The organism is Tardiphaga sp. vice304 (genome assembly GCF_007018905.1).
Lineage (GTDB): Bacteria > Pseudomonadota > Alphaproteobacteria > Rhizobiales > Xanthobacteraceae > Tardiphaga.
On the sequence record NZ_CP041402.1, the window covers coordinates 4,754,932 to 4,780,462 of the forward strand.

27 protein-coding genes and 1 pseudogene are annotated in these 25,531 nt (G+C 63.9%); 3 read left to right on the forward strand and 25 right to left on the reverse strand.

The features are described 5' to 3' along the window. Positions 1-55: 55 nt before the first annotated feature. From pal to FNL56_RS22735, 12 genes are all read right to left on the reverse strand, one after another. Positions 56-556, reverse strand: coding sequence for a peptidoglycan-associated lipoprotein Pal (gene pal / locus FNL56_RS22680; protein WP_143575112.1), 501 nt, complete (start codon positions 554-556; stop codon positions 56-58). A 232-nt stretch (positions 557-788) separates the two neighbouring features. Then, positions 789-1,529, reverse strand: a complete 741-nt coding sequence (locus FNL56_RS22685; RefSeq protein ID WP_143575113.1) for an N-acyl amino acid synthase FeeM domain-containing protein — start codon at positions 1,527-1,529, stop codon at positions 789-791. Between the two features lie 149 nt (positions 1,530-1,678). Then, a complete protein-coding gene (locus FNL56_RS22690; protein WP_143576325.1) occupies positions 1,679-4,018 on the reverse strand; it encodes a putative bifunctional diguanylate cyclase/phosphodiesterase in 2,340 nt (779 codons plus the stop codon). A 192-nt stretch (positions 4,019-4,210) separates the two neighbouring features. After that, entirely contained in the window at positions 4,211-5,557 is a 1,347-nt protein-coding gene (tolB, locus tag FNL56_RS22695; RefSeq protein WP_143575114.1) for a Tol-Pal system beta propeller repeat protein TolB, read from the reverse strand. A 27-nt stretch (positions 5,558-5,584) separates the two neighbouring features. After that, positions 5,585-6,643: a cell envelope integrity protein TolA gene (gene tolA, locus FNL56_RS22700; RefSeq protein ID WP_143578305.1), complete on the reverse strand. Its 1,059-nt coding sequence runs from the start codon at positions 6,641-6,643 to the stop codon at positions 5,585-5,587. Positions 6,644-6,645: 2 nt separating this feature from the next. Continuing rightward, positions 6,646-7,095 carry a protein TolR gene (gene tolR / locus FNL56_RS22705; RefSeq protein WP_143575116.1) on the reverse strand — a complete coding sequence of 150 codons (450 nt, stop codon included), beginning with the start codon at positions 7,093-7,095 and terminating at the stop codon, positions 6,646-6,648. 37 nt (positions 7,096-7,132) lie between these two features. Next, on the reverse strand, positions 7,133-7,828 hold the full coding sequence (gene tolQ / locus FNL56_RS22710) for a protein TolQ (protein WP_143576326.1): 696 nt from the start codon (positions 7,826-7,828) through the stop codon (positions 7,133-7,135). Positions 7,829-8,281: 453 nt separating this feature from the next. Further along, positions 8,282-8,770 carry a DUF2852 domain-containing protein gene (locus tag FNL56_RS22715; protein ID WP_143582392.1) on the reverse strand — a complete coding sequence of 163 codons (489 nt, stop codon included), beginning with the start codon at positions 8,768-8,770 and terminating at the stop codon, positions 8,282-8,284. 104 nt (positions 8,771-8,874) lie between these two features. Next, complete coding sequence (locus tag FNL56_RS22720) at positions 8,875-9,600, reverse strand: TetR/AcrR family transcriptional regulator (protein ID WP_143582393.1); 726 nt, start codon at positions 9,598-9,600, stop codon at positions 8,875-8,877. A 96-nt stretch (positions 9,601-9,696) separates the two neighbouring features. Next, entirely contained in the window at positions 9,697-10,848 is a 1,152-nt protein-coding gene (locus FNL56_RS22725) for a GGDEF domain-containing protein (RefSeq protein ID WP_143575119.1), read from the reverse strand. 49 nt (positions 10,849-10,897) lie between these two features. Continuing rightward, on the reverse strand, positions 10,898-11,344 hold the full coding sequence (locus tag FNL56_RS22730) for a YciI family protein (protein WP_143575120.1): 447 nt from the start codon (positions 11,342-11,344) through the stop codon (positions 10,898-10,900). Between the two features lie 563 nt (positions 11,345-11,907). After that, positions 11,908-12,732, reverse strand: a complete 825-nt coding sequence (locus tag FNL56_RS22735; protein ID WP_143578024.1) for an IS5 family transposase — start codon at positions 12,730-12,732, stop codon at positions 11,908-11,910. 118 nt (positions 12,733-12,850) lie between these two features. Here FNL56_RS22735 and FNL56_RS22740 point away from each other — a divergent pair, with 118 nt between their 5' ends. Beyond that, positions 12,851-13,639 (forward strand): SDR family NAD(P)-dependent oxidoreductase, encoded by a 789-nt coding sequence (locus tag FNL56_RS22740; protein WP_143575121.1) that lies wholly within the window; start codon positions 12,851-12,853, stop codon positions 13,637-13,639. Positions 13,640-13,643: 4 nt separating this feature from the next. Here the strand turns inward: FNL56_RS22740 and FNL56_RS22745 are convergent, their stop codons facing one another. The 5 genes and pseudogenes from FNL56_RS22745 to FNL56_RS22765 all read right to left on the reverse strand — a co-directional run bounded on the left by FNL56_RS22745 (position 13,644) and on the right by FNL56_RS22765 (position 17,880). After that, positions 13,644-14,843, reverse strand: coding sequence for a multidrug effflux MFS transporter (locus tag FNL56_RS22745; RefSeq protein WP_143582394.1), 1,200 nt, complete (start codon positions 14,841-14,843; stop codon positions 13,644-13,646). Positions 14,844-15,015: 172 nt separating this feature from the next. After that, positions 15,016-15,408 carry a VOC family protein gene (locus FNL56_RS22750; RefSeq protein WP_246661671.1) on the reverse strand — a complete coding sequence of 131 codons (393 nt, stop codon included), beginning with the start codon at positions 15,406-15,408 and terminating at the stop codon, positions 15,016-15,018. A 71-nt stretch (positions 15,409-15,479) separates the two neighbouring features. Beyond that, positions 15,480-16,786, reverse strand: a pseudogene (locus tag FNL56_RS22755) (RNA polymerase sigma factor). Then, positions 16,783-17,148, reverse strand: coding sequence for a YciI family protein (locus FNL56_RS22760; RefSeq protein WP_143575124.1), 366 nt, complete (start codon positions 17,146-17,148; stop codon positions 16,783-16,785). Before FNL56_RS22760 ends, FNL56_RS22755 begins: the two are co-directional and overlap by 4 nt. Before the next feature lie 75 nt (positions 17,149-17,223). Continuing rightward, entirely contained in the window at positions 17,224-17,880 is a 657-nt protein-coding gene (locus tag FNL56_RS22765) for a TetR/AcrR family transcriptional regulator (protein WP_143582395.1), read from the reverse strand. A gap of 95 nt (positions 17,881-17,975) precedes the next feature. Here FNL56_RS22765 and FNL56_RS22770 point away from each other — a divergent pair, with 95 nt between their 5' ends. Beyond that, positions 17,976-18,620 (forward strand): glutathione binding-like protein, encoded by a 645-nt coding sequence (locus FNL56_RS22770; RefSeq protein ID WP_143575126.1) that lies wholly within the window; start codon positions 17,976-17,978, stop codon positions 18,618-18,620. Positions 18,621-18,724: 104 nt separating this feature from the next. Here FNL56_RS22770 and FNL56_RS22775 read toward each other — a convergent pair whose 3' ends face one another. The 8 genes from FNL56_RS22775 to FNL56_RS22810 form a co-directional block, all read right to left on the reverse strand. Next, on the reverse strand, positions 18,725-19,192 hold the full coding sequence (locus tag FNL56_RS22775; RefSeq protein ID WP_143575127.1) for a nuclear transport factor 2 family protein: 468 nt from the start codon (positions 19,190-19,192) through the stop codon (positions 18,725-18,727). 112 nt (positions 19,193-19,304) lie between these two features. Further along, positions 19,305-19,751, reverse strand: a complete 447-nt coding sequence (ybgC, locus tag FNL56_RS22780; RefSeq protein ID WP_143575128.1) for a tol-pal system-associated acyl-CoA thioesterase — start codon at positions 19,749-19,751, stop codon at positions 19,305-19,307. Further along, entirely contained in the window at positions 19,748-20,038 is a 291-nt protein-coding gene (locus FNL56_RS22785) for a type II toxin-antitoxin system RelE/ParE family toxin (RefSeq protein ID WP_143575129.1), read from the reverse strand. The genes ybgC and FNL56_RS22785 overlap by 4 nt, the downstream gene beginning before the upstream one ends. Positions 20,039-20,045: 7 nt before the next feature. Beyond that, positions 20,046-20,255: a hypothetical protein gene (locus FNL56_RS22790; protein ID WP_143575130.1), complete on the reverse strand. Its 210-nt coding sequence runs from the start codon at positions 20,253-20,255 to the stop codon at positions 20,046-20,048. Between the two features lie 37 nt (positions 20,256-20,292). Then, entirely contained in the window at positions 20,293-21,336 is a 1,044-nt protein-coding gene (gene ruvB, locus FNL56_RS22795) for a Holliday junction branch migration DNA helicase RuvB (RefSeq protein ID WP_143575131.1), read from the reverse strand. Positions 21,337-21,532: 196 nt separating this feature from the next. Then, on the reverse strand, positions 21,533-22,150 hold the full coding sequence (ruvA, locus tag FNL56_RS22800; protein WP_143575132.1) for a Holliday junction branch migration protein RuvA: 618 nt from the start codon (positions 22,148-22,150) through the stop codon (positions 21,533-21,535). Further along, positions 22,147-22,674 (reverse strand): crossover junction endodeoxyribonuclease RuvC, encoded by a 528-nt coding sequence (ruvC, locus tag FNL56_RS22805; RefSeq protein WP_143575133.1) that lies wholly within the window; start codon positions 22,672-22,674, stop codon positions 22,147-22,149. The genes ruvA and ruvC overlap by 4 nt, the downstream gene beginning before the upstream one ends. Positions 22,675-22,839: 165 nt before the next feature. Continuing rightward, positions 22,840-23,586, reverse strand: a complete 747-nt coding sequence (locus FNL56_RS22810) for a YebC/PmpR family DNA-binding transcriptional regulator (protein ID WP_143575134.1) — start codon at positions 23,584-23,586, stop codon at positions 22,840-22,842. 188 nt (positions 23,587-23,774) lie between these two features. On the opposite strand from FNL56_RS22810, the gene FNL56_RS22815 reads away from it, so the two are divergent. After that, positions 23,775-25,520, forward strand: coding sequence for a methyl-accepting chemotaxis protein (locus FNL56_RS22815; RefSeq protein ID WP_143582396.1), 1,746 nt, complete (start codon positions 23,775-23,777; stop codon positions 25,518-25,520). The last annotated feature ends 11 nt before the right edge of the window (positions 25,521-25,531 follow it).

Below are 25,531 nucleotides of genomic sequence, written 5' to 3' on the forward strand. Positions count from 1 at the left end.
CAAAAACGGCGCCTGCCGCATGGCAGACGCCGTTCGCTGTTATCGAGGCTCTGGCTCAGGCGCCGGCGTTCAGCACGGTAACGGCGCGGCGGTTCTGCGACCAGCACGAGATGTCGTTGCAGACCGCGACCGGGCGTTCCTTGCCGTAGGAGATGGTCCGCATCCGGCTGGCATCGATGCCGCGCGAGGCCAGGAAGGTCCGGACCGACTGGGCACGGCGGGCGCCGAGCGCGATGTTGTACTCGCGGGTGCCGCGTTCATCCGCATGGCCCTCGATCGTGAAGGCGTAGCGGTTATACTGCTGCAGCCACTGCGCCTGCTTCTCCAGCGTGGCGATCGCCTGCGGCGACAGCTCGGTCTGATCGCTCTCGAAGAACACGCGGTCGCCGACATTGACCACGAAGTCCTGCTGGCTGCCCGGCGACGCTGCATTGGCCATGCCGCCGGCGCCATCGCCGCCCAGCGGATTCTTGTTGGCGCAAGCGCCCATCGAAAGCGCCACGGCAAGTACCGCAGCCAGTTTTAATCCCTGGAGGATTCGCATCTGAGGTTTCATTTCGGAGCCTCCACGCTCGCGCTTTGTCCAACTGTGTTTGGTCTACAGGGCGTTGGTTAAGCGAACGTTCCGTCAACCTTGATGGAGTGTTGCCAAAACCCATCAAAAGCCACACGTCCCCGAAAAGCCACCTGATGGTTAATGGGGTGTAAATGTGGCGCGATGGTGAACGATGCCCAGCCGGCGCGGCGCCCCGGGTGCCCGCAGGGCGGCTGACCGCAGGCGGGCGACCTCAGCCGGTCCGAACGGAACACGCCGCAGCCGGATCGACCGGGAACTCGGGGCCGCCGAGCGCCGGCGAGGCATGCAGGCCGTTGCGTTCGAACAGCATCCGCCGCTCGAAGAAGCTGGAGCGGAAGTACGGATAGCGCGCAAACACCTTCTCGCGCAGCGCCGGAAAGTTGACCGCCATCAGACCCAGCGGCTTGGTCAGCGTCGGATAGGGACGCGGCGGGCACAGCGGCTCGTGCAAAAAGACCCGGCGATAGAACGCCTGGTGCTCGGCGCGCGCGGTGGCGGTACCAAGGTCGGCATTGAAGTACGAACAAGCAACGTAAGCCAGCCGCAGCGTCATGTAGGGCAGATGCGGCAGCTTCAGCGTCGGCTCGGCCACGAAGCGGTTCGGATCGACGATGGTCTTGCCGAGCGCCAGTTCCGGCTTCAGAATGTCCGCAAAGGCCTCGACGGCCGGCGAGTCCGGATAGTCCGGGGTCGCGACGCTGATCCGCAACGAGCTGGCCAGCTGGCCATCGACGAACACGCCGAAGGTCCAGGAATTCGGCGCTCCATCGAAGCGATCCGCCAGTCGGCGGTCGTCCCGCGGTTCGATGGCGCCCTCATGAAGATAGGCACGGTAGCGCAACCGATAGATCGCTTCCTTTTCGGCTTCGGTCTCCGCGAGGCGATAATCCACTCTGTCTAGTAGGTCGCTGCCATGTCCGATGAACTTACCAACCGCCTCGACCGCAGCCATTTTACGCCTTTCTAACGCGTATCCCAACACCTATGAAGGTTAATAACTTCCCAACATAAGTCAAAGAACTGTATCGAACAGGGTTAAGGATCCAATGACATCGCGCCTGACGACGTGAAAATATTTGGAAACAGATTGCTGCTCCGCCCTTATGCGATCGAGTGCAACGGCAGAATTTTCTGTCGTTCGTCGTCCTGCTGCCGGCCATGCGAGGCATTCAGCAACTGGCGGACGCGCGAGGCCGGCACCGGGCGGCTGAACAGATAGCCCTGCGCTTCGGTCACCGTGCCGTCGGCACTTATCAGCTCGAGCTGCTCGTTGGTCTCGATCCCTTCGACCACCACCGACATGCCGAGATCAGCACTCAGCCGCGCCACGCCGCGCAACAGCGTCAGCGGCCGATCGGTATCGATACCTTCGAGGAAGGAGCGGTCGATCTTCACTTTCTGCAACGGAAAATTATGTAGATAGCTCAGGCTCGAATAGCCGGTTCCGAAATCGTCGAGCGAAATCCGGCATCCAGCGGCGTGCAATTGCGACAGCGCGTCATGTGTCCATTGGGTGTTCTTCAGCAGCGACGATTCCGTGATCTCGATCTCCAGCCGGTTCGCCGGCAGACCGGATACTTCGAGCGCGTAGCGCACCTCGCCCAGGACGTCGCGCTGGTGAAACTGCTGCGACGAGAAGTTCACCGCGACGCTGACCGCATCCGGCCACTTCATGCACTCCATGCAGGCCTTGCGCAGGATCCATCGGCCGAGGTCGACGATCAGCCCCATGTCTTCCGCGATCGGAATGATGTCGACCGGAGACACCGTTCCGCGAACCGGATGATTCCAGCGTAGCAAGGCTTCGCAGGTCGATATCCGGCCGGATTTGAGATGGACCAGCGGCTGATAGTAAAGCTCGAATTCCTCGTTGGCGAGCGCTTTGCGCAGGTCGAGTTCGAGCACGCGGCGCGCTTCCACCGTTTGCGCCATCTCTTCTCGGAAGAAACAGAACGTGCCGCGGCCGGACGCCTTGGCACGATACAGCGCCATGTCGGCATTCTTCAACAGGCTGTCGGCGCTCACCTCGGGCTGGGTCATGGCGATGCCGACGCTGGCGCCGATTTCCACCTGATGATTGTCGACCTCGTAGCGCTCGCTGAGACGTTCGACGATGCGCTGCGCCAGATCCGCGGCGTCATGGCTGGTCGTGATGCCGCGCTGGAAGACCACAAATTCGTCGCCGCCGAACCGTGCCACGAAGTCCTCGTGCCGCAGCATCTCGCGGATCCGGTCGGCCACCATGCACAACAGCTGGTCGCCGCAGGGATGACCGAGCGTATCGTTGACCTGCTTGAACTGGTCGAGATCCACGAACAGCAACGCCGACAGCGAAGCGGCATCGGCCCCCTTCAGCAGGCGACCGATCTCGTCGCGGAAGCTGATCCGGTTGGGCAGGCCGGTCAGTTCGTCGAACCGCGCCATGTGGCTGATGCGGGCTTCGGAGTTGCGCCGCTCGGTAATATCCTCGACGAGCACGACGGTGCCGCCGCCGGTCATGGGTTGAAACTTCCAGGATAGCGCGCGTTCCTGCGTGAAGGCATGGTCGATGGTGACGATCTCGGCCGCCTTCGAGTTTTCGATCTCGGCCACGATCGTCATGCCGCTTGCGGCGGAAACCGTGCCGGCATCGACGAAGGCCGCGATCATTTCACGGACCTTTGCGCCCGGCTGCACGGGCTCGCCTATGCCGTTCATCATCTGATTGAAGCGGTCATTGATGACGGCCAGACGGCCATCGGCACCGACCATGCACAACCCGTTCGGCATGTTGTTGAGCGCGGTGTCGAATTGCCTGGCCAGCGCCGCAGCCCGTTCGGTTTCGGTCAGCGCCTTGACGAACATCAGATGCAGATTGAGATTGATCAGCCGCAGGCCGATAAAGAACAGGATCAGCAGGCCGGCCAGACCGACATAATAAGGATCGCCGCGCAGCGCCAAAGCCAGCGACATCGGCGCGGTCGCATTAATGATATGCGCCTGGATGATCAGCGGACGGCCGTAGTTGCGACCGACGCTGCCGCCGATGTAACCGATCGTGACGGCAGTGCACAGCATGTGCGCTACCGGGTCGTCGCTGCCGAGCAGCACGACAAAACACCACAGGCCTAGCGAGGCCGCATAGAGGTCAGCGCCGATCTTGTAGCGCGGCTCCCACCAGGCGGCACGTTCCGGCGTCAGCGGACCATCACTGCGCCGTTCGCGCTCGTAGTGGTGCATCTGAAACGCGCGCGCCACGCCGATCACGATGATCAGGCCGGCGCACATCCATAGCCAGTGGTTGCCGGTTTTCCATACTGTCATGATGGCGGCGGCAGCAGCGCACAGCGTGCCGGCAAAAATCGGCGCTGAATTCTGGAACAGCGAGTTGACCAAGGCTGCATAGATGCTGGGAGGCAGCATCTTGTCGTCTTGAGCTGTTTCAGGCTTGACCACTTGCATCAGCACGCGCCGTCCATTTGATTTCAACGCGTAACGATAAATTCCGGAGGTATTACCTTTCTAAGGGAAGATCCTTACCAAGACGTTGCAAGTTCCCCAGAAAGCCGGAAATGGCTATGATTTCAGCAGGCTAGGCAAAGTCTGCCTAGCCTCAAGGCGCGCGCGCCGCCACGGCTTCGCGAATCTTGGCCACTACGACAGCAGCGGCGACCAGGCGGGATCGGAGGCGAAGCCCGGTGTCGGCACCTTGAGCTCGTTGCGACCGGACACGTCCACCGTATAGAGCGACGGCCCCGCGCCCTGCTCGCGGAAGAACATGATGACGCGGCCGTTCGGCGCGAAGGTCGGCCCCTCATTATGGTAGCCGGAGGTGAGCAGCCGTTCACCGGAGCCGTCCGGCTTCATGATGCCGATTGAGAACTGGCCGCCACCCTGCTTGGTGAAGGCGATGTAGTCGCCGCGCGGCGACCACACCGGCGTCGAATAGGTGCCGTCCCCGAAGGAAATGCGCTGCGCGGCGCCGCCCGTGGCTCCCATCACGTAGATCTGGGATTTGCCGCCGCGGTCGCTCTCGAAACAGATCCGCGCACCGTCCGGCGAATAGGACGGCGAGGTATCGATTGCCGGCGTGTCGGTCAGGCGCGTGGTGGACTTCGAGCGCAGATCCATTACGAACAGGTTGGAATTGCCGCCCTGCTGCAGGCTCATGATGACACGCTGGCCGTCCGGCGAAAAGCGCGGCGAGAACGACATGCCGGGGAAATTGCCGACGATCTCGCGCTGTCCGGTCTCGATGTTGAACAGGTAGACCCGCGGGTCGCCCTGGCCGAATTCCATGTAGGTGATTTCCTGCGTCGATGGCGAGAAGCGCGGCGTCAGCACCAGATCGGCGCCGCGCGTGAGATAGCGCACATTGGCGCCGTCCTGGTCCATCAAGGCCAGCCGCTTGACGCGGCGCTCCTTGGCGCCGGTCTCGTCGACGAACACCACGCGGCTGTCGAAATAGCCCTTTTCGCCTGTAAGGCGCTCATAGATCTGGTCGGAAATAATGTGCGCGATGCGGCGCCAGTATTCCGGCGAGGTGAAGTACTGCTGGCCGGTCAACTGCTGTCCGGTGCCGACGTCCCACAGCCGGAACTCGGCCTTCAGCCGGCCGTCGGGCTGGCGGGTGACGCGACCGGTCACCAGCGCCTGGGCGTTGATGGTCTTCCAGTTCTGGAAGTTCGGCGGCGTGTCGATATTGCTGACCTTGTCGATGAAGGCCGCCGGATCGACCGGCGCGAACAGGCCGCTGCGCTTGAGATTGTTGGTGATGACCTGGGCCACGCCATTGGCGACTTCGTTATCGCCCGCCGTGCCGGCAACGAACGCCGGAATTGCGATCGGCAACGGCGCCACCTCGCCGCCCGTCACGGTAACGCGGGCCTGGCCAAAGGCGCCGTGCGCGCCGCTGAGAAGCAATCCGGTGGAGGCCATTCCCGACAGGATCTGCCGTCGGCTGGGGCGAAGTAGCGGATTTGTAAAATGATCGTCGGACATATTTTCTGCTTTCAACTTACCGCGCCGCTACAGGTCTTTACTGTCAAAAACGGGGTAGAAAAATTTCCATTCTTCATAGAATGCGGCTGGCAGCTTGTAGGGCTGGCAGGCGATGATGGCGCGCGCGCCACTCTCCTGGAACACCCGCTCGAACGGCGTGTTGGGCGATCCGCGCATCACCGGCATCGATTCCAGCGTGCCGTCCTGCTTCAGCTTGATGCTGAACTCGGCCTGCGCCAGTCGCGCGTCGAGCCCGCCATAGGGCTTCTTCCAGCAACGGTTGACCTGCTCCTTGAACATCGATCCCCAGGTCGCCGAATTATCCGCAGACTTGCCATGGGCGAGGCCCAGAGCGGCGTTTGAATTCAACGTGGCACCAGTCGCCGCAGCACGGGTCGGGTCGCGCTTGTCGAGCAGCGCCGCGATCTTCGACTGGTCGAAGCTGCGATCCGGCTTCTTGGCCTCGAGCATGGCCTGTGCTTCGGCCTTGGCCTTTGAATCGGCGTCGGACTTGGCCTTGGCTTCCGCCTTGGCTTTCGCGTCCGTATCCGCCTTGGCCTTCGCTTCGGCTTTCGCCTTCGCCTTGGCCTGCGCATCAGCCTTGGCCTTGGCGTCCGCCTCGGCCTTGGCTTCGGCGGCCGCCTTGGCCTGCTGCAGGGCCTCCGCCTCGATCTTGGCTTCCGTGGCGGCTTCGGCCTTTGCCTTGGAGTCCGCGGCTGCCTTGGCTTCCGCCTTGGCCGCAGCCGCCGCTTTCGCGGCGGCATCGGCGGCGGTCTTGTCTTCCGTCTTGGGCTGTGGCGGCGGCGTACTCTCGGTCACCACCGGGGGCTTTTCGGAGATCTTGCCGACGTTGTCCTCGATCGGCTTGGCCTCGGCGACCTTCTCGACCAGCGGCGTCTTGACTTCCTTCTTGCCGGTCTTGATTCCGGCCGTAACCTTCGCCAGTTGATCCGCGGAAATGATATCGACCGGCAGCGACTCCTCGGGAATCGAGACGTAGGCCTTGGACGAAAAAGACACGAGTCCCCAGCCCAGCACGAGAACGTGCAGGGCGGCGGACGCCGCGAGTGTCTTGTCGACCTTCACCGTCAGGTCCCCTGCTCCACCTCGGTCACCAGGGCCAGCCGCTTGAAGCCTGCGCCGGAGAGCTGCCCCATCACGCGGGCCACGGTGCCATAGTCGGCCTTCTTGTCCGCGCGCATGTAGATGCGCTCGTCCGTGCCGCCGCGGGCATCGGTGATCGCCTTCAGTTTCGGCACCAGGTCGTTCATCTGGACTTCCGTGTCGTTGATGAAGATCTTGCCCGAGATATCGACCGACAATTGCAGCGGCGTCTTGTCCTGCTCCAGGCTCTTGGCCTGGGTCTGCGGCAGGTCGAGCGGCACGCCGACAGTCAGCATCGGCGCCGACACCATGAAGATGATCATCAACACCAGCATGACGTCGACCATCGGGGTGACGTTGATTTCGGCCATGACATGGGCGCGCCGGCGCCCGCGCCGTCCGCCCCCGCCGCCTGCACCCATATTCATGCCCATGACGGGATGCCCAGTTCAAGGTTCAACACGAATCGCCTCAAACGCGCTCGTCGATCTGGCGCGACAGAATGGCGGAAAACTCGTCGGCAAAACCTTCCAGGCGCTGCGCCTGGCGGTTCACTTCCGAGGTAAACTTATTGTAGAAAATAGTCGCCGGAATGGCGGCTATAAGGCCGATTGCGGTGGCGAACAGCGCTTCCGCGATGCCCGGAGCCACCACGGCCAGCGAGGTGTTCTTGGACGCAGCGATCGACTGGAAGCTCGACATGATGCCCCAGACGGTGCCGAACAGGCCGACGAACGGGCCGGCGGAGCCGACCGTGGCCAGTACCAGCAAGCGCCGTTCCAGCCGCTCGATCTCGCGCGAGATCGAGACGTTCATGACCTTGTCGATCCGCATCTGCAGCCCGGTGAAGGAGCGTGCCTGACTTTCGAACGAGCGCTTCCACTCGCGCATCGCAGCGACGAAACAGGCGGCCATGGATTGCGTCGGCTTGGTCGAGAGCGCGCGGTAGAGGTCCTCGATCGACTCGCCGGACCAGAACGCCTGTTCGAAGCGGTCCATCGCCTTCTTGGTGCGGGCGAACAGGAACATCTTGTCGATGGCGATCGCCCAGACCCAGACCGAACAGCCCAGCAAGCCCATCATGACCGCCTTGACGATCCAGTGCGCCTGCCAGAACAGATTGACCAGCGACACGTCGGACGCCGCCAGCGCCGGGGCGGCCTGCACGTCGACCGCCTGTGCCGATGCTGCGGATACCGTCAGCAACAACGCCAGCGCGGTGAGCGAAAAGACTTTCTGCAGCACGAGATCAGTATCCCCTCGAAGGTTCGATGTCCGGCGTCGGCTGCCGATCGCAGCCACGCGCCGCGAGCGGCGTCAAAGCCAGCGTTCAGCCCGTTGTTTCGCAGGAATGGCCCGTCCGAAGCCAAGCCTTGAATTCCCTGCCAACATGTCAAAACGAGGGCCTGCACGCGGTTTTGCAGGCTTTACCAGACGCCCGGCGTGGTTAATGCGAGGTTACCAAGACCCGAACTCGCGGAGAAATGAAGCTCAATTCGTTTGTTAGGTGGCACTGCGGCACAAGTTCCACCACGTAAACAAAACCGCCCACCTGTTGCCAGATGGGCGGCGATGCCGGCGCCGGCTGCGAGGCCGGCGCCCAAGAGGGTGTTCGGTCGATCAGCCCTGCGCCTGGTTGTCCAACGGCGGCGTCGGGCGGGGGCGGTGCTGCGCCATGAACTGGTCGAACTCGGCCTTGTCCTTGGCGTGTCGCAGCCGGTCGAGGAAGTCCTTGAACTCGTGCTGCTCCTCCTCGAGGCGCCGCAGCGTCTCCATGCGGTATTCGTCGAAGGCGCGGTTGCCCGAGGTCGGCTGGCTGAAGCCGCCGAAGCCGAAGCCACGCTGCTCCATGCGGCCGCGCATCCGCTCCATCTTGTTCTGCATCCGCTCCATCTTGTTGGCGAACCGATCGCCATTATCCCAGCAACCCATCTTCCTGCTCCCTATGGTGTAGAAAAGAACCGCGAGGCCAATCGGCCACCAGAACATGAAACCCAGCACCGTCAGGATGATCCAGCCGGGCGACCACGCCGGACGCAGCATTGGCGCCTGCGGATAGCGTGGCATGTCGGTCGGACCACTCCATCGATTGTAACCAGCTTCGGCCATTTCGCTCTCCATGACGGCACCTGCCGTCGGTGAATGTAAATAACATTTACATACGTAAACCGAAGCCGGATTTTGTCAAGATATCCGCAAGCGGCCCGCGAAAATTATTTCGGGATCTTGCCCCACGGACCGGCAGGACGCTCGGCCTCGGCGGCGCGCGTGGCGGCCTCGGCTTCCGGCGGCGGCCGGCGGTCGGTCGTAAAGCCCAGCCCCCGCAGATAGATCAGCACGCCGGCCTCGAGCAGTTCTTCCGGCGGCATCGGCAATTTGCGGCGGGCGGCATCGCCGCGGCCGAACAGGGATGCGACGCCGTGGGACATCGACCAGATGTGCAACGCCATCATCATGGCCGGCGGCCGCGTCACGCCGGGCGGCGTCAGCGCTGCCAGGCGCTCGGCTGCGGCACGGATCACGCCGAAGGCGCGCTCGCCCGCCGCGGTCAGCAGCGGATTGGCATCGACAGGGATGCCGGATTCGAACATCGCCGAATAAAAGGCCGGCTCGTTGCGCGCGAAGGCAAGATACGCCTTGCCGACCCGCATGAAGGCGGTGACCGTGTCAGGACGGCCGTCGTCCCAGGCCGCGGCCAGCATCACCTCGAACTGCTCGAAGCCGCGCTGCGCGATGGAGGCAAGAAGGTCGTCGCGGTCGCGAAAATGCCGGTAGGGCGCGGCTGCACTGACGCCGGCCGAGCGCGCCGCGTCGGCGAAGGTGAAACCCGCCGGCCCCTTCTCCGCGATCAGCCCGAGCGCTGCCTGCAGCAGCGCTTCCTTCAGATTTCCGTGGTGATAGCCGCGCTCGGCGCGGCGGTCGTCCTTGCGCCAGCTCATGTGAAGGGCTTTTACATGAGCCCCCCTGCAAGGTCACCCGAAATCGGCGTCGCAGCTCCGGACGTTGGCGCCCGACGTTGGTCCCGGCCATCGCCGTCAGGCGGCCTGATGAAAGCCGGAGATATGGACACGGTTGCGGCCGGCCTCCTTGGCCTGATAGAGCGCCACGTCGGCGCGGTCGAGCAGCGCCTGAAGGCTCTCCAGTTCACGCGACCGCACGGCAATGCCGGCACTGACCGTCGCCAGAATGGCGCCCGCCGACGTCATGAAAGTCCTGGCTTCCAGGCGAGACCTGATGCGCTCCGCCATGGCCGTTGCCGCCGCCGGAGTGGCATTGGACAGCAGGATACAGAATTCTTCGCCGCCGATCCGGCCGGCGATCTCGCTGAGACGAATGTTCGACAGAATGATGTCGGCAAACTCCCGCAGCACCAGGTCGCCGGCGGCATGTCCGAACCGGTCGTTGATCGCCTTGATGTGGTCGAGATCCATCACGACGATGGTCGCGTCGCTTGCCGCGTGGTCGGGATAGTCGTCGAACAGCCCGCGACGATTGCGCAACCCGGTCAGCGGGTCGCGCATCGCCGCCGACCTGTGCCGGTTGGCGATCCCCATCTGGTGAATGGCGAGCGTCAGCGCACCGATGCCCGTGAGGCCGACGATGATGACGAAGGAATTGACCGTCTCCGCCCAGTTGGCAGGCAGCGCTTCGAGAATGTACTGGCCGTTGCGGACCAGCTCATATCCGCAGGCCAGGAACGACACGGCCGTGATGAAGTACAGCGCCGCATTGGCGGTCATCAACAACGGCGTCTCACCGCGGGCCGACCAGTATTTCTGTCCGTTCAGCACGAGTAGCAGGAGGCCGATGCCCCAATTCGCCGCAATCGTCCCCGTCCCGGAATACCCCCACGCGAACGCCACCACGGTCGGCAGCAGTCCAATTGCACTCGCGAAGGCCGCATCCGCCCAGTGCGTCTGCTCGGAACAGAACTGCATGGTGCCGGCATAGACAAGGCCGAAACCGCAGATCAGCAGAATGAAGGACCATGATTGCAGGCCGGCATCATAGGGAACGCCGAATACCAAGAACATAAATACGCCGGGCACGATAACCGCAAGACCGATCGACCAGGTGAGCAGGTAGGTATTGTATCGTTCGACCAGCCAGCTCATGAACAGCGTCAGCGCGAGCGCGGCGGTGGAAAGGCCGATGGCGATAAAGATCGACGATTGATCGAATGCCATGCGGTCGAACCATTTCAGAACCCGGCGGATTCGTTATAGTCCACTACCACTACCAGCCGACGTTCGGTATCCAGGTCGTGCGGCCTATGGTGACCAAACCATTGACGGCGAGCGCACAGGCCGCCGGCGGTTCGTCCGGCGAAAAATCGGCCATCTCCTGCACCTGACGGATCTCGATGATCTCGTTCGCGCCGGCCGGACAGCGGCTGGCCCAGGCGATCGCCTCGTCGCGGGAGGCGACGTCGATCATCCAGAAGCCACCGAGCACCTCCTTGACCTCCGCGAACGGCCCGTCGTTCACGACCGGTCTGCCGCCGGCGAAGCTGACGCGGGCGCCCATCGAGGGCGGATGCAGGCCTTCCAGCGTGATCAGCACGCCGGCCTGCTGCAGCGCCTCGTTGTATTTCATCATCGCCGCGGCGGCGGCGGGGTCGAGTTGCACGTCCGGCGGTGCGGACTCGTAGCCGAGCGGGATCATCAGCATCATGAAACGCATGGGACGTTTTTTCCTCTGCCTGTTTCGCTATCACCAGGAAATCGGTGGTCCGCTCCGTCGCAGCATGGAGCGTTCCGACATAGACGAACGAGCGCCTGCAACTCCGACACGAGCTCGATATTTATCGCACAGGTGATGCGACTTTGACGATCCGCCGGCAGCGATCGGTTGCTGCGCAATGCCCGACGTGGAACCCGCCGACATCTGCAGCAACAAATTGCCGCCGCATTGCTGAACGAGTCTGAAGCCATCGACCGTCGCGCTTGGGGACCTTGTTGCGGCGTCTCGTTTCGGGTGGTTCTGCGTCAAATCAACTGGCGGCCTTGGGTGCTCTTCGCGCAGCGACGAGCCATGCCCGGCGGCTTGCCATGTCCGGGGAGACACGCATGAAAGACGCCCGTCTCAAGGCGGCTTCGGGGGCGTTCGCGCGAATTCTGGCTTGCGCGGCGATGCTGGTGATCGCGGGCATCGTCCTCTACGCGAGGTAGATCCCGCTCGCCCTGCCGCTTGTCCCGGCCTTCAAGGTTCTCTAAGAGTCCGACTCATAATGATTATGTTTGATGTCAAGCTCTTACGAGTCGTCTTGTAAGGATGCGAATGTGAGCTACGAGCGCCCAGGCAACGGCGCTTGCGATTGTCGCTTCGAAATCCTTTGCCAGTCTGCGACAGCGACCGAGCCACGAGAAAGTACGTTCGACGACCCATCTGCGGGGAAGAACTTCGAAGCCCTGCGCGGTGTCGGAACGTTTGATGATTTCTACCGTCCATTCGCCGATGCGCTTCAACGCCTTGCGCAATTTATCTCCGGCATAGCCACCATCGGCAAAGATATGGCGCAGCCAAGGATAGCGCGAGCGGATCGAAGCAAGGACACACGGGGCGCCATCGCGATCTTGAATGCTGGCTTCGTGCACGACGAGCCCGACCAGATTGCCTTGGGTGTCGGTGACGATGTGGCGCTTGCGGCCCTTGATCTTCTTGCCTGCGTCAAAGCCCCGTGGGCCGCCGCTTTCCGTGGTTTTCACCGACTGGCTGTCAATCACTCCGGCCGTCGGGCTCGCCTCTCTGCCAGCAGCCTCGCGTGCCGCCATGACAAGCGTGTAGTTCAGCGAGGCAAAAATTCCACCACGCGACCACGCGTAGAAATAGCCCTGCACCGTCGAGTAGGGTGGGAAGTCCTTGGGCAACTGCCGCCATTGGCAACCGGTGGACGCAATGTAGAGGATCGCATCTATCACCGTTCGCATGTCTGTTGCACGTGGACGCCCGAGCGCTGAAGCGGGCGGCAGAAGCGGCTCCATCACAAACCACTCTGCATCCGTCGTATCGCTTTCATACCGCAAGCCCTCGCGTCTATAATGTCGACGAGTGATTTCAGTCCAGCCCATCGTGCTCTCCTCGAATCTTCGCAAATCCGAAGGAATCACAACTGGCTGAAATCACTCAGCTTCTTTTTCAGTCCGGCTCTAAACACCCTGCATAAAATCAAGAACGACAGGGCAGGACATGACCACATCACCGCACAAGGTCGCACTCGTGACGGGCGCCGCGCGCGGCATCGGACTTGCGGTCGCCAAACGCTTTCTCGGCGAGGGATATCGCGTCGCGCTACTCGACATCGAGGGCGAGTTGCTGCAGCAGAGCGTCCAGGCGCTGAACGATCCCGACAATACGCTGGCCATCCATGCCGACGTCTCCGATGCCGATGCGGTGGCGAAGGCCTTTGCCGCGGTACAGGACCGCTTCGGGCGGCTCGATGCGCTGGTCAACAATGCCGGCATTGCGATCTTCAAGCCGCTCTTGGAAACCACCCAGGCTGACTGGGATCGCGTGCTGGCGGTCAATCTGACCGGGCCGTTCCTGTGCACGCAGGCCGCGGCACCCCTGATGCGCGAGCATGGCGGCGGCGCGATCGTCAACATCACCTCGATCTCGGCGCTGCGCGCCTCGACGCTGCGCACCGCCTACGGCACCAGCAAGGCCGGCCTCGCGCATCTGACCAAACAATTCGCGGTCGAACTGGCAACGCTCGGCATCCGCGTCAACGCGGTCGCGCCGGGACCGGTCGACACCGCGATGGCCAAGGCGGTGCACACGCCGGCGATCCGCGCCGACTATCACGACACCATTCCGCTGAACCGCTACGGCCTCGAGACCGAACTCGCCGACGCGGTGTTCTTCCTGTGCAGCGACCGCGCGACGTACATCAGCGGCCAGATGCTGGCGGTGGATGGCGGCTTCGAGGCAACCGGCATCGGCCTGCCGACCCTGCGGCGCGAGGGCAGCAACGGCTGACGCCCTACTCCGCCGCCGCCGCGACCGGCTCCGCGTGACGCAGCGTGGCCAGGCTCACCAGCAGCGCACCGACGGCGGCGACGGCGATGGTGGCGACCATCGGCAGCGTGGTGCCGTTGAAGAACAATCCGGCGACGGCGATCATGGCGCCGCCGGTGACCATCTGCAGCGTGCCGCCGAGCGCCGCCGCAATGCCGGCGATCGGTCCGTGCCGCTCCAGCGCCAGCACCATCGTCGACGGAATCACCAGGCCGAGAAACGCGAACGAGGTGAACAGCAGCGGCATCAGCACACGCAGACTGTCGTAGCCCAGCAGCGTCAGGACGAGCAGCAGCAGCGCGAAGCCGGCATAGAGCGACACCGCCGTCAGCACCATGCGGCCGATCCCAAACTGGCTGCCGAGGCGGCTTGCGAATTGCGAGGCGCCGATGAAGCCGATCGCATTGACCGAGAAGGCCAAGCTGTATTGCGTCGGTGTCAGGCCGTAATGGCCGATATAGACGAAGGACGACGTCGCCAGGAAGGCGAAGAAGCTCGACATGCCGAGTCCGCCGATGAAGGTGAGGCCGAGGAAATGCCGGTCACGCAGCAGCTCCGCGAAGGCGCCGAGCACGTCGCGGACATTGCCGCTGATGCGCTCCTCGGCCGGGCGGGTTTCCGGCAACAGCGTGGCCACGAGCGCGACGCCGATCACCGCAACGAGCGTTACTGCTGCGAACACCGCGCGCCAGCCGAACGGCACGATCAGCGCGCTGCCGAACAACGGCGCCAGAATCGGGCAGACCGAGAATACCAGCATCACCAGCGCCATCAGCCGGGTCGCCTCGGCGCCGGTGTGCAGATCGAGAATGATGGCCCGCGGGATCACCGCCATCGCGGCAGCGCCAAGGCCCTGAATGAAGCGGAATGCAATCAGCGCGCCGATGCCGGGCGCCAGCGCGCAACCGATCGAGCCCAGCGTGAACAGCACAAGCCCGGCATAGAGCGGCGCCTTGCGGCCATAGACGTCGGACAGCGGGCCATAGACGATCTGGCACAGGCCGAAGGCGATGAAGAACACCGTCAGCGTCAGCTGGGTCGCCGCGGTCGTGGTTTTCAGGTCCGCCGTGATCGCCGGCAGCGCGGGCAGATACATGTCGATCGCAAACGGTCCGACGGCGGACAACAGGCCGAGCACGATCGCGTTGCGGGTAAAGGAGGTCATGCAGATTTTCTTCGGTTCAGCGCTGCAATCAACGTTTTCAAAAGGTGGCGGACACGCTTGCCTCTCCACACCATGGCCGGGCTTGTCCCTGCCATCCACGGCTTCGACGTTTTAGCCACGTCGATGCCCGGCACAAGGCCGGGCACGATGAACCAACATCACATCGGCGTCACTACGGCTCGAACGCGCCGTTCACCATCCAGGGAATGCCGAACTTGTCGATGCACATGCCGAAGCCTTTCGACCAGAAGGTGGCGCCATAGGGCATCTTGATCGCGCCGCCGTCGGCCAGCGCCTTGAATATCCTTTCTCCCTCGGCCGGATCCTGGATCTGAAGTGCTACCGAAAACCCCTGCGGCTTTTCAAAATGCGCCGGCGGCGCGTCGGACGCCATCACCACTTCGCCGTCGATGGTGAACTGCGAATGCAACACCTTGTCGGCCATCTCCGGCGGCAGGTGTTCCTCCGCGGGCGAACCCTTGACGTGCATGATGACATCGATCTTCGCGCCGATCGCCTTGACGTAGAAGTTCAAGGCTTCTTCGCAGTTGCCGCTGTAATGAATTTAGGGATTGACCTGCATCGATACTCTCCCTGGGTTGCCGTTGTAATCCAGCATATCGCCGTCGCCGGGGGTTACCCCCCTCCCCGGCCCTCCCCCGCAAGGGGGGAGGGAGCACGCCCTTCGGGGATTGAACTACACTCCTCCATCAATCGATCGAGATGCATCCGGATATGCGCCGCTTCGGCAGACGTGTGCGCCAGCGCGATGGCGCGGTTGAAACTGATGCGGGCCTCGTCATGGCGGCCGAGCTGCATCAGGTAGGCGCCTGCACGCCGAAGAAATGAAAGTAGTTCGAAAGCCTTGAAGCCAGCGGCGCGATCATCTCCAGCGCGGCCTGCGGACCGCGACACTTGGAGACCGCCACCGAGCGATTCAACGTCACCACCGGCGACGGCTGCAAGATCTCCAGCGAAGCATAGAGCAGATCGATCTGCAGCCAGTCGGTTTCCGCCGGTGTGGCGGCGCGGGCATGCAGCGCGGCAATGGCAGCCTGGATCTGATACGACCCGGTTCTTTGGTGCCGTATCGCCTTGTCGATCAGTGCCAGGCCTTCGGCGATCAACGTGCCGTTCCACAGGCGGCGGTCCTGGTCGTCGAGCAAGACCAGGGTCGCATCGGCATCGAAGCGCGCGGCGCTTCGCGCGTGCTGCAGCAGCATCAACGCGGTGAGGCCCATGATCTCGGGCTCGGACGGAAACAGTTTCAGCAGCAGCCGCGCCAGCCGGATCGCCTCTTCGCACAATGGCACGCGGGCATCGACGCTGTCGGCGGCAGCAGAATAGCCCTCGTTGAAAACAAGATAGAGCATCGCAGCCACCGCGGCGAGGCGCTCGCTGCGCTCCGGCGCGCCGGGCGTCTCGAACGGCACCTCGGCTTTCGCGATCGCCGCCTTCGCGCGGGTGATGCGCTGCTCCATCGCGGCGTCCGAGACCAGAAAGGCGCGCGCGATCTGTTTGACGCTGAGGCCGGAGACGATACGCAGCGCCAGCGCGATCTGCTGCGTTGCCGGCAGTTGCGGGTGGCAGCAGATGAACAGCAGCCGCAGGATGTCGTCGCGATAATGCGCGCCATCGAGCCGGTCGGCGAGCTCGGTTTCGGCATCGTCCAGATCGGAAATTTCGGCGGCGTCCTCCGGCAGCGGCGCGTGCCGGCCGGTCTTTCTGATATCGTCGATCGCAACATTGCGGCCGACCATGATCAGCCATGCCGCGGCATCGCGCGGCGGGCCGTTCTGCGGCCACGCCTTCAGCGCGCGCAGGCAGGCGTTCTGGAAGGCCTCCTCTGCGGTATCGAGATTGCGGAAATAGCGCAGCAGCGCGCCGATCGCCTGGGGCCGCGCCGAAATCAGCGACGCCTCGATCCAGGCCAGATCGCTCATGGCACCGCGTTCCCGTGGAACACGCCGATCGGACGGATTTCATAGGCGCCGCCGGGATTGGCCTCGCCGAGGTCTTTTGCGATCTGCAGCGCGCCATCGAGGTCCCGCGCTTCCACCACATAGAAGCCGAGCAGCTGTTCCTTGGTCTCGGCGAACGGGCCGTCGAGCACGACAGGCGGATCTTCCTTGCGCAAGGTGGTCGCCGCCGTAGTCGGCAGCAGCCGCGCCACCGGACCGAGCCGCCCCTGGGCGGCGAGCCTGCCGTGCACGACGGAAAGTTTGGCCATCACCGCGTCATCCTCGTCCTTCGACCAGGCGCCGACGACGGCTTCGTCGTGATAGCAGAGAATGGCATAGAGCATGCGGGCGGTCCCTTTGCTGCAAGACGAACACGGCAGGGCGACGCCGACAGAGCCGCGTGAATAATCTTCGTCAGCCTATTTCGGGGCCGGCCGGCACAGCAAGTCCACGGCGCCCGCGGCGAAGGCCTGGAGTTCCCCGCGCGGCACGCCGGCGCGCGAACGGATCGCCAGCGCATACAATGTCGCTGAGGCCATTTGCGACAGCGTCGCGACGTCCGCCGTGGCCGGCAATTCGCCTGTTTCCACGGCCGCTTTGAAACACCGGAGGAAGGCGCGGTCCAACGCCTCGAGCGCTTCCTGGATCATGCTGCGGATTTCCGGGTCCGCAATGGCGTCCGACGCGACCGTCATCACCGTGAAGCATCCGCGCGGCGCGTCGCCGCCCAGCATATAGATATCGAGCGCGGCGTCGTAGATGCGCCGCAGCCGGTCGCGGACCGGGCAATCGTCCTTGAAGATCTCCTGCACCGCTGCGGTGTAGTCGTCGCGGTAGCGCTGGTAGCTCTTGATGTAGAGCGCGCGCTTGTCGCCGAAGGCGCCGTAGAGGCTCGGCCGGTTCATGCCGGTGGCCGCGCTGAGATCGTCCAGCGACGTCGCCGCAAAGCCATCCTTGCGGAACAGCGCCAGCGCCTGGCCGATCGCCCGCTCCGGCTCATAGGCCCGCGGACGGCCACGACGCCTGGGCTCGGCGGAGTCGGCGGCTTTCGGAGCCATCGTCTTTTTTTGTACCATTTCGAATTTAATTCCTTGACGGTTTTTATATTATGCGAGACGTTACAAAAATCAACCGACGGCGTGACCAGGCGCTACCAATGATGGAGACACCCATGGATCTGTATTTCCTGCCGATGGCCTGTTCGATGGCCACCCGCATCGCGCTCGACGAGGCCGGCGCGACCGCGACCTTCCTCGAGGTCGACCCGAAGACCAAGCGCGTGCTGACAGACGGTTCCGATTTCCGGGCCATCAATCCGCTCGGCCTGGTGCCGACTTTGCGCACCGACGACGGCGTCGTGCTGACGGAGAACGCCGCGATCCTGCAATATGTCGCCGACCGCTTCCCGGACTCGGGCATCGCGGCAGGTTCGGGCCTTGACCGCAGCCGGCTGCAGCAATGGCTGTGCTTCATCGGCACCGAACTGCACAAGGGCCTGTTCAATCCCCTGCTGACCGAGACGGCCCCCGCGGAGGTCAAGGCCTATGCGCTGCACAAGGGCCTGCCGCTGCTGGACTATCTCAACGCCCAGCTCGAAGGACGCGACTACCTGCTCGACCATTTCAGCGTCGCCGACGCCTATCTGGTGACCGTGCTCAACTGGACCACGGCCTTGCCGCCGATCGATTTGAACAAATGGCCGGCGATCAAGCGCTACTATGACTTGCACCGGGTACGTCCCAGCGTGGCGAACGCGATCACGCAGGAATACGCGCTGTACAAGGCGCAGATCGAGCGACACAAGGCGGCGGCGTAACGAAGAAGCAGCCGCAAAGCACGCCGCGTTTCCCGGACGCGCCGCGGCATTCTTCATGCCGCTGCGCAGATCCGGGATCCCGGTTTAGATAGTTCCACAGGTCTTCAGAAAGGGCTCTCACCCAGACCCGGCACATCCGCTGGTCGCGGTCCCGGAGCGGGCCAGTGGAAACGGCGATCCTGCTCTGCGATCGCGACATCGTTGATGCTGGCCTCGCGGCGGCGCATCAGACCCGCCGCGTCGAACTCCCACTGCTCATTGCCGTAGGAGCGGAACCACTGGCCGGCATCGTCATGCCATTCATACTGGAAGCGCACCGCGATGTGGTTGTCGTGAAACGCCCACAGATCCTTGATGAGGCGATACTCGTGTTCCTTCTGCCATTTGAGGGTGAGGAATTCGACGATCGCATCACGGCCCTGGAAGAACTCGCCGCGGTTACGCCAGACACTGTCATCGGTGTAAGCCAGTGACACCTTAACGGGGTCGCGCGAATTCCAGCCGTCCTCGGCCATGCGGGCCTTCTGGGCGGCGGTCTCTTGAGTGAACGGCGGAAATGGCGGGCGCGACATCGAACGATCTCCAGTGGGTGAGTGTAGCCCGGATGAAGCGAAGCGCAATCCGGGGCAAAGCGTTCGGCGATGGAGCGGCCCCGGATTTCGCTTCGCTCCATCCGGGCTACGGTTAAACCTGATCGGCCTTCATGGCGATGCGCAGCGCCTTCGGGATCGGCTTGGCGCGACCGCCCGACACGAACGCCACTTTGACCTTGGCTTCGAGCAGAAGTTCGTCACCGCGCCACACCTCCTGCCCCATCAGGATCGAGGCGCCCTTGACCTCGATCGGCCGCGTGACGATGTCCAACAAATCGTCCATCCGGCTGGGCTTGAGATATTCCAGCGTCATCGAGCGCACCACGAAAGCAAAGCCGGGCGCCTCGCTCTCGGCCTCCGCGAACAAAGCGCGCTGGTCGGCGCCGAGCAGCCGCAGATAATTGGTCCGCCCGCGCTCCATGAAGCGCAGGTAATTGGCGTGATAGACGATGCCCGAAAAATCGGTGTCTTCGTAATAGACCCGGACCTGCATGCGGTGCAGGCCATCGCTGATGGCGCCGTCGAGATGGGGGGTCATTCTGAAAACTCTCGTTCGACGTTCATCCGGCCATCGAGAACGCGAACGATGACGATCTGCTCAGCCTCAACAACATAGAATGCGATATAATTCTCGATCAGAAGTGCGCGCAGACCGGGTCCAAGATCGCTTCGGCTTCGACCCATCATAGGAAACTGTCTGAGTTCGTCAAAGCGGCGGGTAAACTGATCGAGAAGTTGCCGGGCCGCGGAGACATTTAGCTCGGCACGATAGGCAACCGCTGCTGAAATTTCAGCGCGTGCCCGGCCGGTGACGACAAGGTCCATCACGACGCTATGGCTGAATCTTTGCCCGACGCAAGATATCCTCGGGGTCCCAGGGGAAGATGCGTCCCGCCTCGACGTCGGCCATGCCTTCATCAATAGCGCTCTGCAGCGCTTTGAATTTGTCGGCCTGCCTGACGAGATGTGCAACGGCGTTTTCGCGCATTTCCTCGGGCATCGCCTCCAGGGCCGCGATGGCTTTTTCGATAGTCGGGCTCATGGCGTCATTTTAGCAGATTTCGACGGGCTGGCGAATCCTATTCATCCGCCGCGCCGAACAGCCCGATCTGCGCCGGATCGCGCGAGGGCTCGTTCAGCCCGAGATGCCGGAATGCGTGCGAGGTGAGCAGCCTTCCGCGCGGGGTGCGTTGCAGATAGCCGCACTGGATCAGGAACGGCTCGATGATGTCTTCAATGGCATCGCGCGGCTCCGACAGCGCTGCGGCCATCGTCTCGACGCCGACCGGGCCGCCGCCGTAGTTCATCGCGATGGTGGTGAGATAGCGGCGGTCCATCGCATCCAGCCCGGCGCTGTCGACTTCCAGCGCACTCAATGCGTGGTCGGCGATCTTGCGGTCGATGGCGGAGGCGTCGGCGGCGGAAGCGAAATCGCGCACCCGTCGCAGCAGCCGGCCGGCGATGCGCGGCGTGCCGCGGGCGCGGCGGGCAATCTCGTTGGAACCGTCAGGCGTGATGCCGATCTCCAGCACACGGGCGCCGCGGGTGACGATCTTTTCCAGCTCTTCCACGGTGTAGAAATTCAGCCGCACGGGAATGCCGAAGCGGTCGCGCAGCGGATTGGTCAACAGGCCCGCGCGCGTGGTGGCGCCGACCAGAGTGAACTTCGCCAGCTCGATCTTCACCGAGCGCGCGGCCGGGCCTTCGCCAATGATCAGATCGAGCTGAAAATCCTCCATCGCCGGATACAGCACTTCCTCGACCGCGGGCGCGAGGCGATGGATCTCGTCGATGAACAGCACGTCGCGCTCTTCGAGATTAGTGAGCAGGGCTGCGAGATCGCCGGCCTTGGCGATGACAGGCCCCGAGGTCGCGCGAAAACCGACGCCAAGCTCGCGCGCCACGATCTGCGCCAAAGTGGTCTTGCCGAGGCCGGGCGGGCCGACGAACAGCACGTGATCGAGCGCCTCATTGCGCTTGCGGGCGGCGTCGATGAAGATCTGCAGATTGGCGCGGGCCTGCGCCTGGCCGACGAATTCGGACAGGTTCTGCGGCCGCAGCGAGGTATCCCCGATATCGTCGGCGCGGCGCTCGGGGGTGATTAGGCGGGTCGGTGGGTTCATGGGATGAGCTTACCACGAACGCTGTAAGTCCCCTCTCCCCTTGTGGGAGAGGGTGGATCGAAGGCGCGAAGCGACTTCGAGACGGGTGAGGGGTAGCCACAAGCTCCAAGCTTGCGGCCCCCCTCATCCGACGCGGACTTCGTCCGCGACACCTTCTCCCACAAGGGGAGAAGGAAGGAAGACGCGCTGCGCGCGGTCACTTCGCCAGCTCCTTCAAACCCAACCGGATCAGCATCGCGGTCTCGGCGCCCTCGCCGGCAATGCGCGAAGCGCCGGCGATGGCGGCGGCGGCCTGCGGCGCGCCGTAGCCGAGATTGACCAGCGCGGAAATCGCATCCGACACCGGCCGCGGCGCATTGTTCTCCTCGATGGCGCCGGACAATTGCACCAGCGACGGATCGACGGTCGAGAACGCCGGCGCCTTGTCCTTCAGCTCGGTGACGATGCGCTCGGCGACCTTCGGGCCGACGCCGACCGTGCGTGCCACCGCCGCCTTGTCGCGCAGCGCAATCGCATTGGCGAGATCGGCCGGCGGCAGTGTGGAGAGGACCGCCAGCGCCACCTTGGCGCCGACGCCCTGCACGGTCTGCAGCAGCCGAAACCATTCGCGCTCCTGGTCGGAGCGGAAGCCGAACAGTTTTATCGCGTCCTCGCGGACATAGGTCTCGATCGACAGCACCGCGGCCTCGCCGGGCGAAGGCAGCGCCTGCAGCGTGCGCGCCGAGCAATGCACCTGATAACCGACGCCCTGCACGTCGAGGATGACATAGTCCTCGCCGTAGGAATCGATCAGGCCTTTCAATTTGCCGATCATGCTCCCACCACCCGCAGCAGGCGCTGCGCACTCTGGCGGTGGTGCGCGTGCGTGATGGCAATCGCCAGCGCGTCGGCCGCATCGGCGCTCTTCGGCTCGGCCTTCGGCAGCAGGATTTTCAGCATCATCTGGATCTGGTTCTTGTCGGCGTGGCCGGCACCGACCACCGTCTTCTTGACCTGGTTCGGCGCATATTCCGCCACCGCGATGCCGAACATCGCCGGCGTCATCATGGCAATGCCGCGCGCCTGGCCCAGCTTCAGCGTGGCGACACCGTCCTTGTTGACGAAGGTGTTCTCGACAGCGGCTTCCATCGGCTGGAACTCGCCGAGCACCTTCGCTAGCCCCTCATGGATACCGAGCAGCCGGCTCGCCAGCGGCAGCGTATCGGCCGGCTCCACCGTGCCGCAGCCGATATAGGTCAGCCGGTTGCCGTCGATCTCGATCACGCCCCAGCCGGTGCGGCGCAGGCCCGGATCGATGCCCAGAATGCGGACGGCTTGGCGAATCGGCATGTTTGTCATGCCCGGAGTGATACCGCCGAAAGCTTAAGAACAAAATAGCAACAAGGGAGTGTGCACGACGAAACCACCACGGTCGTTCCGGGGCGCGGGCGGCGCCGCCAGTCCAATTGGAGTGGCTGAGGTTCGCACGGGCTGGGCCGTCGCACCCCGGAATGCCAGTAAGGCTTACCCGCCCAGCTTGGCGACCAGCGCGTCCGACACTTCGAAGTTCGCATAGACGTTCTGCACGTCGTCATGCTCGTTCAACAGGTCGATCAGCTTGATCAGCTTCTCGCCGGTCTCGTCGTCGACCGGGACGTTGTTATGCGGCTTCCAGGTCAGTTCGGACTTGCGGGCCTCGCCGAATTTCACTTCCAGCGCCTTGGCGACCTCGCGAAAGGTTTCCTTGGAGGCGTAGACCTCGTGGCCGGTCTCGCTCGACACCACGTCGTCGGCGCCGGCCTCGATCGCGGCTTCCAGCATGTCGTCGGCAGAGGCCTTGGCGGCGTCGTATTCGATGATGCCGACATGGTCGAACATGAAGGCGACCGAGCCGGTTTCGCCGAGATTGCCGCCGGACTTGGTGAAATAGGAGCGGATATCGGAGGCCGCGCGGTTACGGTTGTCGGTCATCGCCTCGACGATCACGGCGACGCCGCCGGGGCCATAGCCCTCGTAGCGGATCTCGTCATAGTTCTCGCTCTCGCCGCCGATCGCCTTCTTGACCGCGCGATCGATCGAATCCTTCGACATGTTCTCCTGTCGCGCCGAGATCATCGCCGCCCGCAGCCGCGCGTTCATCGCGGGATCCGGCATGCCGAGCTTGGCGGCGACGGTAATTTCGCGGGCCAGCTTGCTGAACAGCTTGGACTTCTGAGCATCCTGCCGGCCCTTGCGGTGCATGATGTTCTTGAACTGGGAATGTCCGGCCATGCGGTCTCTCTCGGATTCGGTGGTGCTTCAAGGTGTCGGCGGCGCGGGGTTATAGGCCGCGCGCCCCACAAAATCAAAAACAGGCGTGCTTTCTGGCCAGCGAACGCCGGCAATCCCGCTTTGTTAATCATGATTTCATGCAAGGGTGCAAGAATACCCGCTTGGATTGCAGTGCAGCGGATTTGATCATGGCATTTGGACTGTTTCAAAAGCGGCCGCCGCAGGCAGCCGAGCCAGCGATGACGCCTGTCGTGGCCGCCGAGGCACCGCTGGCGCCGGAGGCGGACCAGGCGCGCGACATTCTCGACCTGCTGGAACTCGAACTCGGCGCCCTGATCCGGCAGCTCGAGCGCGCCTCGTCGTCGGTCGCCGGCGGCGCCGAAGCCACCGCGACCACGCTGACGCTGATCCGCGCCCGCTCCGACGCGCTGGCCGAACGCACGCAGGCGGCGCAATCGACCGCCACCACCTTTTCCCAGGCCGCCGACAAATTCACCCATTCGGCCGAAGGGATCGGCAGCCAGGTCCGCCACGCCAGCCGACTCGCCGACGAGGCCGGCGCCGCCGCGCAGGAGGCCAGCGTGACCGTCGACCGGTTGCGCGATTCATCGGCGGCGATCGGCAACGTCGTCACCCTGATCGCACAGATCGCACGCCAGACCACGATGCTGGCGCTCAACGCCACGATCGAGGCGGCGCGCGCGGGCGCGGCCGGGCGCGGCTTTGCGGTGGTCGCCACCGAGGTCAAGGCGCTGGCGGTGCAGACCCAGGACGCCACCAAGGAAATCGAGCGCAAGATCGACGCCCTGCAGAAAGACGCTGCCGGCTCGGTCGATGCCGTGCACCGGATCTCCAGCGCGATCGAAGCGATCCGCCCGGTCTTTGCCAGCGTCAACGACTCGGTCGCCGAACAGAATGCCACCACCGGCGAGATATCCGGCAATGCCGCGCAGGCCTCCGAGTTCATCGTCTCGGTGAGCGACAGCGCCGCCGAAATCGACCAGGCGGCCAATGAGGCCGCCGCGCATGGTAAAGATGTGGCGCAGGCCGGCCGGGCGGTCACGACCTTTGCCTCCAAGCTGAAGGCGCGTTGCGCGGTGCTGCTGCGCCAGAGCGAACGCGAGGAGGAGCGCAAGCGCGAACGGCTGCCCTGCCACCTGCAGATCACGCTGCAGAGCCGCAGCGGCCCGCTGACCGCCCCGGTCTACGAGATCTCGCTGGAAGGCGTCCTGATCGGCGGACCGGGGGCGGCCTCCTTGGCACGCAACGACATCGTCGCGGCGGATCTGGCGGACGTCGGCGCCTGCCGGCTGCGCATCGCGGATCATTCGCCGGCCGGCGCCCGCGCGCTGTTCGTGACGCCCGATGCCCGACTGCTCGATCGCATCGAAGACCGGCTATGGGCGATCCACGATGAGAACACCGAATTCGTCACCCGCGCGATCGACGCCGGCGCAGCCATCACCAAGATCTTCGCCGATGGCGTCGCCCGCGGCGCCGTCCGCATCGAGGACATGTTCGACGAGAGCTATGTCGAGATCGCCGGCTCCAACCCGGTCCAGGTGCGTACGAAAATCCTCGACTGGGCCGACCGCGCTCTGCCCGACTTCCAGGACAGGCTGCTGGCGACCGACCAGCGGATGGCGTTCTGTGCGGCGATCGACCGCAACGGCTATCTGCCGGTGCACAACAGCATCTATTCCAAACCGCAGCGTCCCGGCGACGTCGCCTTCAACACTGCCAATTCACGCAACCGCCGCATCTTCAACGACCCCGCGGGTCTCGCCGCCGGCCGCAACACCCGCGCTTATCTGATCCAGAGCTACGCCCGCGACATGGGCAACAACGTCACCGTAATGATGCGCGAGATCGACGTCCCGATCCGCGTCCAGGGCCGGCACTGGGGCGAGTTCCGCATGGCCTACAAGCTCTGACGACGCAGCGG

Coding starts and splice junctions, on each gene's coding strand:
- FNL56_RS22810 (WP_143575134.1), bottom strand. CDS start 23,586: ATGGCCGGACATTCCCAGTTCAAGAACATCATGCACCGCAAGGGCCGG.
- ybgC (WP_143575128.1), bottom strand. CDS start 19,751: ATGACCCCCCATCTCGACGGCGCCATCAGCGATGGCCTGCACCGCATG.
- FNL56_RS22730 (WP_143575120.1), bottom strand. CDS start 11,344: ATGCGTTTCATGATGCTGATGATCCCGCTCGGCTACGAGTCCGCACCG.
- FNL56_RS22760 (WP_143575124.1), bottom strand. CDS start 17,148: ATGCTCTATGCCATTCTCTGCTATCACGACGAAGCCGTCGTCGGCGCC.
- FNL56_RS22815 (WP_143582396.1), top strand. CDS start 23,775: ATGGCATTTGGACTGTTTCAAAAGCGGCCGCCGCAGGCAGCCGAGCCA.
- FNL56_RS22720 (WP_143582393.1), bottom strand. CDS start 9,600: ATGAGCTGGCGCAAGGACGACCGCCGCGCCGAGCGCGGCTATCACCAC.
- tolB (WP_143575114.1), bottom strand. CDS start 5,557: ATGTCCGACGATCATTTTACAAATCCGCTACTTCGCCCCAGCCGACGG.
- FNL56_RS22725 (WP_143575119.1), bottom strand. CDS start 10,848: ATGGCATTCGATCAATCGTCGATCTTTATCGCCATCGGCCTTTCCACC.
- ruvC (WP_143575133.1), bottom strand. CDS start 22,674: ATGACAAACATGCCGATTCGCCAAGCCGTCCGCATTCTGGGCATCGAT.
- FNL56_RS22765 (WP_143582395.1), bottom strand. CDS start 17,880: ATGGTACAAAAAAAGACGATGGCTCCGAAAGCCGCCGACTCCGCCGAG.
- FNL56_RS22715 (WP_143582392.1), bottom strand. CDS start 8,770: ATGGCCGAAGCTGGTTACAATCGATGGAGTGGTCCGACCGACATGCCA.
- pal (WP_143575112.1), bottom strand. CDS start 556: ATGAAACCTCAGATGCGAATCCTCCAGGGATTAAAACTGGCTGCGGTA.
- FNL56_RS22745 (WP_143582394.1), bottom strand. CDS start 14,843: ATGACCTCCTTTACCCGCAACGCGATCGTGCTCGGCCTGTTGTCCGCC.
- FNL56_RS22770 (WP_143575126.1), top strand. CDS start 17,976: ATGGATCTGTATTTCCTGCCGATGGCCTGTTCGATGGCCACCCGCATC.
- FNL56_RS22785 (WP_143575129.1), bottom strand. CDS start 20,038: ATGGACCTTGTCGTCACCGGCCGGGCACGCGCTGAAATTTCAGCAGCG.
- ruvA (WP_143575132.1), bottom strand. CDS start 22,150: ATGATCGGCAAATTGAAAGGCCTGATCGATTCCTACGGCGAGGACTAT.
- FNL56_RS22790 (WP_143575130.1), bottom strand. CDS start 20,255: ATGAGCCCGACTATCGAAAAAGCCATCGCGGCCCTGGAGGCGATGCCC.
- ruvB (WP_143575131.1), bottom strand. CDS start 21,336: ATGAACCCACCGACCCGCCTAATCACCCCCGAGCGCCGCGCCGACGAT.
- FNL56_RS22735 (WP_143578024.1), bottom strand. CDS start 12,732: ATGGGCTGGACTGAAATCACTCGTCGACATTATAGACGCGAGGGCTTG.
- FNL56_RS22685 (WP_143575113.1), bottom strand. CDS start 1,529: ATGGCTGCGGTCGAGGCGGTTGGTAAGTTCATCGGACATGGCAGCGAC.
- FNL56_RS22690 (WP_143576325.1), bottom strand. CDS start 4,018: ATGCAAGTGGTCAAGCCTGAAACAGCTCAAGACGACAAGATGCTGCCT.
- FNL56_RS22775 (WP_143575127.1), bottom strand. CDS start 19,192: ATGTCGCGCCCGCCATTTCCGCCGTTCACTCAAGAGACCGCCGCCCAG.
- tolR (WP_143575116.1), bottom strand. CDS start 7,095: ATGGGCATGAATATGGGTGCAGGCGGCGGGGGCGGACGGCGCGGGCGC.
- FNL56_RS22740 (WP_143575121.1), top strand. CDS start 12,851: ATGACCACATCACCGCACAAGGTCGCACTCGTGACGGGCGCCGCGCGC.